The organism is Rhodoferax sp. ZS1R8 (assembly GCF_056521325.1).
In genome coordinates this window covers 584,596-598,453 of the sequence record NZ_JBWMBA010000004.1, presented here as the reverse complement: position 1 = coordinate 598,453, position 13,858 = coordinate 584,596, and the positions used below count along the sequence as shown (strand labels likewise).

General features: G+C 63.1%; 10 protein-coding genes. 7 read left to right on the top strand and 3 right to left on the bottom strand.

The window, feature by feature from the left end; translation table 11 throughout:
* Positions 1-47: 47 nt before the first annotated feature.
* Positions 48-872 carry a 2,3,4,5-tetrahydropyridine-2,6-dicarboxylate N-succinyltransferase gene (dapD, locus tag AC097P_RS16900; RefSeq protein WP_479611588.1) on the bottom strand — a complete coding sequence of 275 codons (825 nt, stop codon included), beginning with the start codon at positions 870-872 and terminating at the stop codon, positions 48-50.
* A 48-nt stretch (positions 873-920) separates the two neighbouring features.
* Positions 921-2,138 (bottom strand): succinyldiaminopimelate transaminase, encoded by a 1,218-nt coding sequence (dapC, locus tag AC097P_RS16895; RefSeq protein ID WP_479611587.1) that lies wholly within the window; start codon positions 2,136-2,138, stop codon positions 921-923.
* A 134-nt stretch (positions 2,139-2,272) separates the two neighbouring features.
* Here dapC and smc point away from each other — a divergent pair, with 134 nt between their 5' ends.
* The 3 genes from smc (at position 2,273) to ligA (ending at position 8,994) form a co-directional block, all read left to right on the top strand.
* Entirely contained in the window at positions 2,273-5,788 is a 3,516-nt protein-coding gene (gene smc / locus AC097P_RS16890) for a chromosome segregation protein SMC (RefSeq protein ID WP_479611586.1), read from the top strand.
* An 87-nt stretch (positions 5,789-5,875) separates the two neighbouring features.
* Positions 5,876-6,919 (top strand): cell division protein ZipA C-terminal FtsZ-binding domain-containing protein, encoded by a 1,044-nt coding sequence (locus AC097P_RS16885; protein WP_479611585.1) that lies wholly within the window; start codon positions 5,876-5,878, stop codon positions 6,917-6,919.
* A gap of 23 nt (positions 6,920-6,942) precedes the next feature.
* Positions 6,943-8,994, top strand: coding sequence for an NAD-dependent DNA ligase LigA (gene ligA / locus AC097P_RS16880; RefSeq protein WP_479611584.1), 2,052 nt, complete (start codon positions 6,943-6,945; stop codon positions 8,992-8,994).
* A 19-nt stretch (positions 8,995-9,013) separates the two neighbouring features.
* Here ligA and AC097P_RS16875 read toward each other — a convergent pair whose 3' ends face one another.
* The gene (locus AC097P_RS16875) at positions 9,014-9,442 is read right to left on the bottom strand and encodes a YbaN family protein (RefSeq protein WP_479611583.1); all 429 of its coding nucleotides are present in this window, start codon (positions 9,440-9,442) and stop codon (positions 9,014-9,016) included.
* Between the two features lie 37 nt (positions 9,443-9,479).
* Here AC097P_RS16875 and AC097P_RS16870 point away from each other — a divergent pair, with 37 nt between their 5' ends.
* From AC097P_RS16870 to AC097P_RS16855, 4 genes are all read left to right on the top strand, one after another.
* The gene (locus AC097P_RS16870) at positions 9,480-10,034 is read left to right on the top strand and encodes a peptide deformylase (RefSeq protein WP_479611582.1); all 555 of its coding nucleotides are present in this window, start codon (positions 9,480-9,482) and stop codon (positions 10,032-10,034) included.
* A gap of 4 nt (positions 10,035-10,038) precedes the next feature.
* A complete protein-coding gene (locus AC097P_RS16865) occupies positions 10,039-10,881 on the top strand; it encodes an HDOD domain-containing protein (protein WP_479611581.1) in 843 nt (280 codons plus the stop codon).
* 143 nt (positions 10,882-11,024) lie between these two features.
* Positions 11,025-12,164, top strand: a complete 1,140-nt coding sequence (locus tag AC097P_RS16860; protein ID WP_479611580.1) for a ligase-associated DNA damage response exonuclease — start codon at positions 11,025-11,027, stop codon at positions 12,162-12,164.
* A complete protein-coding gene (locus AC097P_RS16855) occupies positions 12,161-13,834 on the top strand; it encodes an ATP-dependent DNA ligase (RefSeq protein ID WP_479611579.1) in 1,674 nt (557 codons plus the stop codon). The genes AC097P_RS16860 and AC097P_RS16855 overlap by 4 nt, the downstream gene beginning before the upstream one ends.
* Positions 13,835-13,858: the final 24 nt, after the last annotated feature.

The window sequence follows — 13,858 nt, the reverse complement described above, 5'->3', positions numbered from 1 at the left end:
AATCAACTAACTTACGTGCTACCTGGTGCTAACGCGGGCTGACAGTCTCAGTCGCGCAGCAAATCGTTCAGGGATGTCTTGGCGCGGGTCTGCGCGTCGACACGCTTGACGATGATGGCGGCGTAGAGGTTGTATTTTCCTCCGTCTTTCGGCAGCGTGCCACTGATAACGACTGATCCGCTGGGGATGCGGCCATAGCTCACCTCGCCGGTGGCGCGGTCATAGATGGGCGTGCTCTGGCCAATGTAGACGCCCATGGACAGTACAGAGTTTTCCTCGACGATGACGCCTTCGACCACTTCGGAGCGGGCGCCGATGAAGCAGTTGTCTTCGATGATGGTCGGGTTGGCCTGCATGGGTTCCAGCACGCCACCAATGCCGACGCCGCCGGACAGGTGTACGTTTTTGCCGATCTGCGCGCAGGAGCCGACTGCTGCCCAGGTGTCGACCATGGTGCCGTCGTCCACATAGGCGCCGATGTTCACAAAGCTTGGCATCAGGATGGTGCCCTTGCCAATGTAGCTGCCGCGGCGTGCAACGGCGGGCGGCACAACACGGGTGCCGCTGGCGCGCATTTCCTCAGCCGACAGGCCGGCGAACTTGGTCTGCACCTTGTCATAAAAGCCCAACTGGCCGGCCTCAATGACTTCGTTGTCACGCAGGCGAAAGCTCAGCAAGACGGCCTTTTTGATCCACTGGTGCACGGTCCATTGGCCCACAGCTTCGCGGCTGGCCACGCGCAGTTGGCCGCGGTCCAGCGCGTGGATCACGGTCTCCACGGCTTCGCGCACTTCGGCGGTCGAGGAGCTGACGGAGATATTGGCACGGTCTTCCCAGGCGGCGTCAATGATTTGCTGGAGTTGTTGGCTCATGGAAGTCTTTCTAATGGATCAATAGCTGAGGAGGTCGGACCCGAGGCGTTAGCTGCGAGATTTAACAAATTGGACGATGCGTTGGGCGGCTTCCAGGCATTCGGCGGTTTCGGCCACCAGCGCCATACGGATGCGGTTGGCGCCCGGGTTGTGCCCCTGCGCCTCGCGGGCCAGAAAGCTGCCGGGCAAGACCGTCACATTGTAGAGAGCGAGCAGGTCGCGGGCGAAGTCTGTGTCCGGCCCTTTTACCTTGGCCCACAGGTAGAAGCCGGCGTCGGGCAGGGCCACATCCAGCACCGCGGCCAGCACGGGGGTCACCTGGGCAAATTTGGTGCGGTACTGCTCGCGGTTGTCGCGCACATGGTCTTCGTCGTTCCAGGCGGCGATGCTGGCGGCCTGCACCACGGTGCTCATCGCGCTGCCGTGGTAAGTGCGATACAGCAAGAACTGCTTGATGAGGGCTGCATCGCCCGCCACAAAACCGCTGCGCATGCCGGGCACATTGCTGCGCTTGGACAGGCTGGTAAACGCGATCAGGTTCTTGAAATCAGTACGGCCCAGCTTGGCTGCGGCTTCCAGGCCGCCCAGCGGTGGCTCGTCGCGGAAGTAGATTTCGCTGTAGCACTCGTCGGATGCGATGACAAAGCCGTGGCGATCGCTCAAGGCGAACAATTTCTTCCACTCGTCCAGCGGCATCACCGCGCCAGTGGGGTTGCCGGGTGAGCAGACAAACAGCAGCTGGGTTCGCGCCCAAACCGACTCGGGCACGCTGTCCCAGTCCTGCGCAAAATTGCGCTCCGGGTCCGACGGCACGTAGTAGGGCTGCACGCCCGACAGAAAGGCCGCACCTTCGTAGATTTGGTAGAACGGATTGGGACACACCACCAGCGCAGACTGGCCATCGGCATGGCGCACGGCGGGGTCGATAACGGCCTGGGCAAACGCGAACAGCGCTTCTCGCGAACCGTTGACTGGCAGGATCTGGGTGTTGATGTCGAGTTCTAGCCCATAGCGGCGCTGCATCCAGCGGCCAATCGATTGGCGCAGAGCCACAATGCCACCGGTAGCCGGGTAGACCGACAGGCCACCATGCGGGTCCATGATGGCATCACAGTAAGCCTGCTTGATCAGCTGGGGTGTGGCATGGCGGGGTTCACCAATGCCCAGGCTGATGGGTGCGTAGGCGGGATTGGGGATCACCGCGGCAAAGAGTTGCTTTAGGCGCTCAAACGGATAGGCCTGCAGGCGGTGCAAATTCGGATTCATGGGCGCCCATTATCCCTGAGCACTTGCATGGATTTTTGCCCATGCACCCACACGCTATCATTGCAGGCCGTTGATGGCCGTGAACACCCCACAAAAATCAATGAAATCAACCGCTTAGATTAGCCTTTCGTCCCGTGCGCCTCAATTCCATCAAGCTGTCCGGATTCAAATCCTTTGCCGAGCCCACCAACTTCCTGTTGCCGGGCCAATTGGTGGGCGTGGTCGGGCCTAATGGTTGCGGCAAGTCCAACATCATGGACGCGGTGCGCTGGGTGCTGGGTGAGAGCAAGGCCAGCGAGTTGCGTGGCGAGTCCATGCAGGACGTCATCTTCAATGGCACGACCACCCGCAAACCGGCCAGCCGCTCCAGCGTTGAACTGATTTTTGACAACGCCGACCACCGCGCCGGAGGCCAGTGGGGCCAGTTTGCCGAAATCGCCGTCAAACGCGTGCTGACCCGCGATGGCACCAGCAGCTACTTCATCAACAACCAACCCGTGCGCCGCCGCGACGTGCAAGACGTTTTCCTGGGCACGGGGCTGGGGCCACGCGCCTACGCCATCATCGGCCAGGGCACTATCAGCCGCATCATCGAGTCCAAGCCCGAAGAGCTGCGCCTGTTCCTCGAAGAGGCCGCAGGAGTTTCCAAATACAAGGAGCGCCGCCGCGAGACCGAGAACCGTCTGTCCGACACGCGCGAAAACCTGACCCGCGTTGACGACATCCTGCGTGAGCTCAACGCCAACCTGGAAAAGCTGGAAAAGCAGGCCGAGGTTGCGCAAAAGTACAACGCGCTGCAGGCCGATGTGACGCTGAAACAGCACCAGCAATGGTTTTTGAAGCGGGCCGAGGCGCTGGCTGACCAGTCCAAGGTCAAGATGGACGCAGAAGGCGCAGTCAACGCATTGGAGAGCCGCATGGCCGATCTGCGCCGTATTGAATCCGATCTGGAAACGGTGCGCCAGGCCCACTACGCGGCCGGTGACCAGGTCAACCAGGCCCAGGGTTTGCTGTACGAAGCCAGCACCGATGTGGGTCGCTTGGAAGCCGAGATCCGCTTTGTTGTAGAAGGCCGCCAGCGTGCCGAGCAACGCCTGGCGACGCTGCAAGAACAAATCGGCCAGTGGGCCGCCCGAAAAGAAGACGCCGCGGCCGAGATCGAACGCTTGGCCGAGCTGGCGCTGTTGGGCGACGAACAGACCGAATTGTTGGCCGCACAGGTAGAAGAACAGGCCCAGCAGTTGCCCGATCTGGAAGACGCGTTGACCGCCGCGCAATCGGCCGCCAACGACCAGCGTGGCAGTGTCATGCAGGTGCAGCAACAAATCCAGGTTCTGGCGGCCGAGCAGCGGGGCATCGAGGAGCAATTCCGCCAGGTGACCACCCGACGTGAACGCCTGGCCGTGGACCGCAATGCGCTCGCTCCCCCGGATGAAGCCAAACTGCAAGAGCTGCAGGCTCAGCTGGACGAAGCCCAAGAGGCAGCGGCCGTGGCTGATGCGCGTTTGCAGGAGCTGCAAGACATGCTGCCGCAGCGCGATGAAGCCCGGCGCAATCAGCAACAAACCGTCAATGACGAATCAGCCCGCCAGGCCGACCTGTCCGCCCGCCTGGAAGCGTTGAAGACGCTGCAGGAAAAGGTCAAGACCGACGGCAAGCTGCAGCCCTGGCTGGCCAAGCATGGGCTGGACCATTTGCAGGGTTTATGGACCCGAATCCATATTGAGCAGGGTTGGGAGAATGCGTTGGAGGGGGCGCTGCGTGAGCGGCTGGCTGCCTTGGAGGTTTCGCGCCTGGAACTGGTGCGCGCCTTCGCCAACGATGCACCACCGGCCAAGCTGGCCTTTTTCAGCCCACCCATGGCCGCCGTGCCGGAGTCCGCATCTGCTTTGCCGCGATTGTCCGACCTGCTGCGCATCAACGATGTGGGCCAAAAGGCGGTGTTCAATGAGTGGCTGCACGGTTGCTACACCGCCGGCAGTATCGAAGATGCGCTGGCCCAGCGCGAATCACTGAAGCCCGGCGAAAGCATCTACCTCAAGTCCGGCCATGTGGTCACGGCGCACAGCGTCAGCTTTTACGCGCAGGACTCCGAGCAGGCCGGTCTGCTGGCCCGCGCCCAAGAGATTGAAAACCTCGAAAAAGAGTTACGCGCCCAAGTCATGATTGCCGAGGAAGCCCGTACCGGGCTGGTTCGCGCTGAGGCGGCGTATGCGGAAAGCTCGCAGCGCCTGGTCAGCGTACGGCGCGAAGCCACCGAGGCGCAAACCGAGGCCCATGGGCTGCAGGTGGAAACCTTGCGTTTGTCGCAGCTGGCAGAACAGGCCCGCACCCGCAGCGCCCAAATCGACGCCGACATTGCCGAGGTGCAGACACAACTCGATGACTTACAGGAGCGCCGTGAGACCGCCGAGGGCCGCTTTGAATCCCTTGACATGCAACTGGCCGACAGCCAGGAGCGCCACGCCCAGCTGGACGAGCGCGTCATTGAAGTGCAGCGCAAGCTGACGCAATGCCGTGAGCAGCAGCGAAGCCTGGAACGCCAGGCGCAAGAGGCGCAGTTTGCGCAACGCAGCCTGCAGGCGCGCAATGCCGAACTGGCCCGCACCATAGACACCGCCACGCAACAAACCGAATCTGTCCATTCAGAGGCCCAGCGTGCCCGCGAAGAACTGGCCCGTCTCAGCGACGCGGCGGCACAGGCCGGCTTGCAAAGCGCTCTGGCGCTCAAATTGGAGCGTGAGCAGGCCCTGGGCGCCAAACGCAGCGAGTACGACGACCTGACCGCCAAGCTGCGCGCCAGTGACGAGCGCCGCCTGCAACTGGAGCGCGAGCTGGACCCGCTGCGCCAACGCATCACCGAATTCCAGCTCAAGGAGCAGGCCGCCCGCCTGGGCTTTGAGCAGTATGAACAGCAATTGCTGGACGCGCAGGCCGATCTGGAAGCGCTCGAACTGTCGATCAAAGAGGGCAATGTGCGCCTGACTGGCATGCAAAGCGAGATCGACCGCCTGCACCGCGAGATTGCGGCACTGGGCGCTGTCAACTTGGCTGCGCTTGATGAGCTGGCCGTTGCGCGTGAGCGCAAGCAATTTCTGGATTCGCAAAATGCCGATCTGGCCCAGGCCATGCAGACATTGGAAGACGCCATCCGCAAGATCGACGCTGAAACGCGCGAAATGCTGTCGGGCACGTTTGACCAGGTCAACCAGCACTTTGGCCGCATGTTCCCCGAGCTGTTTGGCGGCGGCAATGCGCGCCTGGTGATCACCGGCGATGAGATTCTGGACTCCGGCGTGCAGGTGATTGCGCAACCCCCGGGCAAGAAGAACCAGACCATCCACCTGCTGTCAGGCGGTGAAAAAGCGCTGACCGCCATTGCGCTGGTGTTTGCGATCTTCCAGCTGAACCCGGCGCCGTTCTGCTTGCTGGACGAGGTGGATGCGCCGCTGGACGACGCCAACACCGAGCGTTATGCCAAACTCGTGCGCAGCATGAGCAAAGAAACCCAATTCCTTTTCATCAGCCACAACAAGATTGCGATGGAAATGGCCGAACAACTGATTGGCGTGACCATGCAGGAACAGGGCGTGTCGCGCATTGTTGCGGTCGACATGGAGTCCGCTCTCACCCTGGCCGAGCTGGCCTAAAACACCTATGAACCCCCACGCTCATATCCATTCGCTGCCCCCCGAGGGGGCGTGCACCACCTTTGAGGCGGCTCGGCAGGAGGCGTCATGAGCAATTTACAAATTGGTTTGGCGATTGCAGGTGGCGTGGTGCTGGCCGCGGTCGTGGCCCACGGTGCCTGGAATTCGCGCCGCAACGCACCCCGCCAGGCACAACCGGAGCCCGGCGACGCATCGCAGCAGTCCCCGTTGCGCGAGCCGGCGTTAGACGATGACGGCGTTCGCGACACGCAACCTATGTCTGTTCCGCCCGTGGCACGCCGATCGGCGATGGATTCGCTGATCGACGTGATTGCGACCATTGCCCTGGACGGCCCCAGCATGGTGGTATCCGGCGAGGCAGCCATTGCCGCGATGCCGGCCACCCGCCGTGCCGGAACCAAGCCCTTTGCCATCGAAGGCTACAACCTGACGACGCTGAACTGGGAAGTACCGATGCCGGGCCAGCGCTACGGGGGGTTCCAGGCCGGCGTGCAGTTGGCCAACCGCTCCGGCGCGCTGAACGAAATCGAATACTCGGAATACGTCGTCAAGACCCAGGCCTTTGCCGATGCCATCAACGCCACGCCCGAGTTTCCGGAAATGCTGGAAGAGGTGGCCCGCGCCCGTGAGCTGGACCAGTTTGCCAGCGCGCACGATGCCCAGCTGGGCTTCACGATTCGAGCCCGTGACGCATCCTGGAGCCCCGGCTATGTGCAGCAGAATGCGGCACGCCTGGGCTTTGTGGCCGGCGTGATACCTGGGCGCATGGTGCTGCCAGCCAGCACCGAGGGCCTGGCACCTGTGTTGGTGTTGAGCTTCGATTCGCAGGCAGCACTGGCCGAAGACCCCGCCCAGTCCGCGATACGCGACATTGCCCTGCACCTGGACGTGGCCCAGGTCGACCGCAGCGAGCAGCCCTTTGTGCGCATGCGCGAAGTCGCCGCCGCGCTGGCCCAGACCATGGACGGCGTCGTCACTGATGACAACGGCCAGCTGCTGACCGCAGCCACCATGGACGTCATCGGCTCCGAACTGGAAAGCCTGTACGACACGCTGGAGCAGCGCGACCTGGCAGCTGGCTCGCTGTTGGCCCGCCGCCTGTTTGCCTGACTCGCACAGGGGCTGAGGCGGCAATGGCCAACACACCCGATCACGCACGTGTGCAGGCGCTGCACGAGATCTTGCACCGCTACGCCCACCAGTACTACGTGCTGGATGAGCCCACGGTTCCTGATGCTGAGTACGACCGGCTGTTCCAGGAGCTGCAGGCGCTGGAAGCGGCACACCCCGAGTGGGTAACGCCCGATTCACCGACCCGGCGCGTAGGCGGCAAGCCGCTGGACCAGTTTGCGTCGGTGCGCCATGCCGTGCCCATGCTCAGCATCCGCACCGAGACTGATACCGAGGCCACCGGTGCACAGAATTTTGATGCCCGTGTCCGTAAGGAACTGGGCTTGACCGAGACCGATCCGCCTGTCGACTACGTGGCCGAACTCAAGTTTGACGGACTGGCGATGAACCTGCGCTACGAGCATGGTGTGCTGGTGCAGGCTGCGACACGCGGAGATGGCGAGACCGGTGAAGACGTCACGCAGAACATCCGCACCATCAAGCAGATCCCCTTGAAGCTGCCCCAGGGTGTGCCACCGGTATTGGAAGTCCGCGGCGAGATTTACATGCGCCGCGATGCCTTCGAGGCCATGAATGAAAAGCAGCGCGACAAGGGCGACAAGACCTTTGTCAACCCGCGCAATGCCGCAGCCGGTGCTGTGCGGCAGCTGGACCCTGGCATCGCAGCGCAGCGCCCGTTGAGCTTCTTCGCCTATGGCCTGGGCGAGGTGACGCCAGCAGGGCAGGGCGGCCCAAGCTTTGGTACGCACCACGATATGCTGCAGACCCTGAAGTCTTGGGGTTTTCCGGTCGCAGCCCTCGTCCAGCGCGCACAAGGCGCTCCTGAATTGATAGCGTACCACCAGCACATCGGCCAGACACGGGACCAGCTTCCCTACGACATCGACGGTGTGGTCTACAAGGTCAACAGCCTGGCCCTGCAGCAGCGCCTGGGCTTTGTCAGCCGCGAGCCGCGTTGGGCCGTGGCGCACAAGTACCCGGCACAAGAGCAGCTCACCACCGTACTGGGCATTGATGTGCAGGTCGGCCGCACCGGCAAGCTGACGCCTGTGGCCCGGCTGGCGCCGGTGTTTGTGGGCGGCGTGACTGTGACGAATGCCACGCTGCACAACCTGTTTGAAATGCGCCGCAAGAAGGTGCGTGTCGGCGACCAGGCCATCGTGCGCCGTGCTGGGGATGTGATCCCCGAAGTTGTAGGGGTGGTTAGTAGTGGCCCTCGCGCGGTCTACGTGCCCAACTTCCGCATGCCCCGTAGTTGTCCCATTTGCGGCAGCGCCGTCGTGCGCGAAAAGGCCGAGGTCAACCACCGCTGCAGCGGCGGCCTGTTCTGCGGCGCCCAGCGCAAGCAGGCCATCCTGCACTACGCGCAGCGCCGTGCGGTCGAGGTAGAAGGCTTGGGCGAAAAACTGGTGGACCAGCTGGTGGAGACCAACACCATCCGCACGCTGCCAGATCTGTATAAACTGGGTCTGACATCGCTGGCGTCACTGGACCGCATGGCCGAGAAGTCGGCCAAGAACATCGTCGATGCGCTGGAGAAATCCAAGCAGACAACACTGCCGCGCTTCCTGTTTGGCCTGGGCATACGCCACATCGGCGGGGCCACGGCCAAGGATCTGGCCCGCCACTTCGGCACGCTGGACGGCATCATGGACGCTTCAGAAGAGCAACTGCTTGCCGTCAACGACGTAGGGCCCATAGTCGCCAAAAGCCTGCACACCTTTTTTGCCCAGCCCCATAACCGCGAGGTGGTTGAGCAACTGCGCGCGTGCGGCGTCACCTGGCAAGAAGGCGAGCCCGCAGCCCAGGCGCCCAAGCCGCTGGCCGGCAAGACCTTTGTGCTGACCGGCACCTTCCCCACACTGAGCCGAGACGAAGCCAAGGATTTGCTGGAGGCCGCTGGCGCCAAGGTATCGGGCTCGGTCAGCAAGAAGACCGACTATGTGGTCGCCGGTGCCGAGGCGGGCAGCAAGCTGGAAAAGGCGCAGACACTGGGCGTGGCCGTCATCGACGAGGCGTCGATGTTGGCCTTGCTGCAAGCGTCACCCGCGTGAGCACCAGGAACCGGGCCGTTCATCCGGGTGGCAAGGCACGCTCCGGCCTGCGCCATAACCAGACCAGTACAGTGACCATGCAACCAATGGCAATGACGGCTGCCCAAGGTTTGGACACGGTCAACAGCAGAAACACCGTGCTGGCAGACATGGCGGTGGTGGCTGCCCACTTGGCCTTGCGGCTGACCACGCCCCCTTGGCGCCAGTCGCGTAGCATCTTGCCAAACAGTCGGTGCTGTTCTAGCCATGCCAGCATGCGCGGAGAACTGCGCGCTGCGGCCCAGGCGGCCAGCAGAATGAACGGCGTGGTAGGGAGCAGCGGCAAAAATATGCCCAGGAAACCCAGCGCCAGGCTTACCGCAGCCAGTCCGCGCAGCAACCATTGCAGCCAGCGCGGCAATGGCTTTTCCGTGGCGGTGGCAGGCGGTGGACTGGTTTGCACAGACATGCCCGGATTGTGCCGGGTGAACAGAAAGGTTTGATACATGACCGTACGCGACATCCTCAAAATGGGCGACCCCCGCCTGCTACGTGTGGCGCAAACCGTGCCGCAGAGCGACTTTGACTTTGACGCACTGCACCTGCTGATCACCGACCTGCTGGACACCATGCGTGCCGCCAATGGCGCCGGCCTGGCCGCGCCGCAGATTGGCGTGGACCTGCAGGTCGTCATTTTCGGCAGCCGCGACAAGAACCCGCGCTATCCGGACCGGCCCATCGTGCCGCCCACGGTGCTGGTCAATCCTGTCATCACTCCGCTGTCTGCTGAAGGCACCACCTCGGGCGAAACACCTGAGGAAGACGACTGGGAAGGTTGCCTGTCCGTGCCCGGCCTGCGTGGACTGGTGCCGCGCTGGTCTCGCATCCGCTACACCGGCTTTGACCAGTATGGTGACCCCATAGACCGCACCGTGGATGGCTTCCACGCCCGTGTCGTGCAGCATGAGTGTGACCACCTGTGGGGCAAGCTGTACCCGATGCGGGTTCGCGATTTCAGCCAATTTGGCTACACTGAAGTTCTGTTCCCTGAACTGAGTTGATGCCATGAGCCCAGAACTGACCAAAAAGCTCACCGCTGCGGTGGATGGCATGCCGGCCTTTCCCAAGAGCGTGCAACGGGTTCTGGAGCTCACGCGTGATGTCAACAGCACGCCCAAGGACCTGGTCGAGGTCATAGACAAAGACCCGGTGCTCACCGTCAAGATCCTCAAGGTCGTCAATTCAGCCTACTACAGCCTACCGCGGCAAATCACATCGGTCGGACACTCTGTTGTATACCTTGGCTTTAACACCATCAAGAATGTCGCGCTGAGCATTGCTGCCATCGGCATGCTTCCCAAGACCAACGAAGCGGGTTTTGACGGCCAGCAGTACCTGCTGCACTCTTTGGCCACCGCAGCTATCGCCAAACAATTGGCGCCTAAGCTGGACGACGCCGACCCCATGGACTGCTTTATCGCCGGCCTGCTGCACGATTTTGGCAAGGTAGTGCTGGCCCAGTTCATGCCCAAGGAGTTCCGCATTGCGCTGGATGTCAGCAAGCAGCAGGGCACATCGTTGCACCTTGCGCTGCGCGACGTCATTGAGGTGGACCACGCCGTGGTGGGCGCCATGCTGGTCGAAAAATGGCGCTTTGCGCCCAAGCTGGTAGAGACGATTCGCCACCAATACGGCCCCGAGCTGGCTGACTCCGACATGATTGCCTGCGTGTTCGTGGCCAACCAGATCAGCAAGCAGCTGAAGTTCGGTTTTGCCGGCAACCACCTGGTGGAGGACTTCCCGCCCAACGTGGCCAAGCGCCTGGGCGGCACGCTGGAAGAGGTAACGGCGAGCTTGGGTAACCTCACGCCGCTGTTTGAAGAAGCCCAGGTCTTCTCCAAGATCTAGCAAGCATATGGTTTCTGGGCGAATGCTATATGCCAAATATGGCCGTAGCCCTCGTGCAGCAAGCGTAAGCAGCTATGAATTCAGGAGCACTGTGCTCGATCGCACAGCGGCCCGCGTAGCTGCTACGTAGAGTGTCTCGGGTGATGCCAACCTCCCACAAACGCCAGGACCTCGTCATCGCGCGCCCCGAAGGACTCTATTGCCCGGCGGGTGACTTCTATATCGACCCTTGGCGCCCTGTGAGCCGCGCAGTTATCACCCACGCCCATTCGGACCATGCCCGCATCGGCAACACCCACTACCTGGCCCAACGCTTAAGTGCCGGCACGCTGCGCCAGCGGCTCGGCGCGCACATCACGCTGCAGACGCTGGACTATGGCGAGGCGATTGAACACCATGGCGTGCGCCTGTCGTTGCACCCAGCTGGCCATGTGCTGGGGTCCGCGCAGGTGCGGCTCGAGCATGGCGGGCAGGTGTGGGTGGCCTCCGGCGACTACAAGACGGAGGCCGACGGAACCTGCGCGCCGTTCGAGCCGGTGCGCTGCGACACCTTCATCACCGAGTCCACATTTGGCCTGCCCATCTACCGCTGGCCCACGCAGCCCGCACTGTTTGCAGAAATCAATGCCTGGTGGCGTAGTAACGCGTTGGAGGGGCGCACGTCGGTGATCCTCTGTTATGCCTTCGGCAAGGCGCAGCGTTTGCTCAGCGGCGTGGATGCCAGCATCGGCCCTATCGTCGTGCATGGTGCGGTGGAGCCGCTGAACGCCGTGTACCGAGCGGCTGGCGTAGCGTTGCCAACCACCCATCGGGTAACAGATCCCGCAATGGACAAGGCTGCACTGAAGCGTGCCCTGGTCATTGCACCCCCATCCGCCCAAGGCACGCCGTGGATGAAGCGCTTCGGCGCCGATGCGGTTGACGCCTTTGCCAGTGGCTGGATGCAGGTGCGCGGACGGCGCAGGCGGCGCGGTGTGGACCGCGGCTTCGTGATGTCCGACCACGCCGACTGGCCGGGCCTGTTGAGCGCCATCGCCGGTACCGGCGCGCAACATGTGCGTGTCACCCATGGCAGCGTGCCGGTACTGGTGCGCTGGCTCAACGAACACGGGCTGGACGCGCAAGCCTTTGAAACCGAATACGGCGATGAAGACGCCGGTGGTGCGGAGACAACGATTGAGGGCGCTGCGGAAGGTGATGCGAAAGACGGCGTGAATGGCGATGTCCATGACGATGTGAATGACGATGTAAGAGGCGATGCGGAAGGCGACCCCAGCACATGAAGGCCTTTGCCGACCTCTACCGCGAGCTCGACGCCAGCACCGCCAGCCGCAGCAAACAGGCCGCATTGCAACGCTACCTGCGCCATGCAGCCCCTGCAGACGCCGCGTGGACCGTGTACTTCCTCGCCGGTGGCAAACCGCGCCAACTCGTGCCTACGCGACTGCTGCGCGAGCTGGCGCTGAAAGCCTTTGATCTGCCGGAGTGGCTGTTCGAAGAGAGCTACCAGACCGTCGGCGATCTGGCCGAAACGGTTGCCCTGCTGCTGCCGCCCGCCAGCGCGCCGCAGGAGCGCGGCCTGGCCGATTGGCTGCTGCACCACCTGCTGCCGCTGCGCGGCATGCCCGCTGAAGAACTCACGGCCAAGCTGCAGCAACAGTGGCGCGAATTGCCGGATGACCAGCGCCTGGTGTATTTCAAACTCATCACGGGCGGCTTTCGCGTCGGCGTGTCGCGGCTGCAGGTGACCCAGGCTCTGGCAGCGGTGGCCGGTGTGGACGCACGGCGTTTGGCGCAGCGCTTCATGGGCTACACGCTGAGCGGTGCCCAACCCACGGCGGACCATTACCTGGCGCTGGTTGCCCCTGAGAGCACGCACGAGCAGGACCGCGCCACCAACGGCCAACCCTACCCCTTCTTCCTGGCCCACCCCTTTGCCGAGCCTGTGGATCGGTTCGATACCCTGCTGGGCGCGCCGGCCGACTGGCAGATCGAATGGAAGTGGGACGGCATACGCGCCCAACTGGTGCGCCGCGCCGGCCAGGTGTGGCTGTGGTCACGGGGTGAAGAGCTGATCACCGACCGCTTTCCGGAACTTGCCGCTTTGGGCGAGGCGCTGCCAGACGGCACGGTTGTGGACGGTGAGATCGTGATTTGGCGTGAAGGGTCCGCCGATGCTGCCGCAGGCGTCCAACCGTTTGCCGAACTGCAAAAACGCATCACCCGCAAGACGATTGGCCCCAAGATGCTGCGCGATCTGCCAGCTGCGCTCATCGCTTACGACCTTCTGGAGTCGGGTGGCGTCGATCTGCGGATGCAGCCCCAGCACGAACGCCGCGCCGCGCTGGAGTCGCTGGCCCAAGAGTTGAACCACCCGCGCCTGGTTCTCTCCCCATTGATAACAGGCGCCGATTGGCAGGCGCTGGCCAAGCAGCGCGAAGCCGCGCGCACGCTGGGCACCGAGGGCTTCATGCTCAAGCACCGCGACAGCCGCTACGGCGTGGGCCGCACCAAGGCAGAGGGCGTGTGGTGGAAGTGGAAGATAGACCCCATGAGCGTCGACGCCGTGCTGATCTATGCGCAGCGCGGCCACGGCCGCCGCGCCAGTCTGTACAGCGACTACACCTTTGCGGTGTGGGAGGCTCCGCCGGATGTGGCAGACCGGAAGCTCGTGCCCTTTGCCAAGGCCTACTCCGGGTTGACCGATGCCGAGATGGCGCAGGTGGACGCCATCATCCGCAAAACCACGGTGGAGACCTTTGGCCCTGTGCGCAGCGTACGGCCCACGCTGGTGTTTGAGCTGGGTTTCGAAGGGATTGCGCGCAGCCCGCGCCACAAGAGTGGCATCGCCGTGCGCTTTCCGCGCATGTTGCGCTGGCGTGAGGACAAACCGGTGGCCGAGGCTGACACGCTGCAAACCTTGGCCGCCTTGCTGGCCCATAGCGACCCATGAGTCGCTTATGAACCGTTTCCCCAG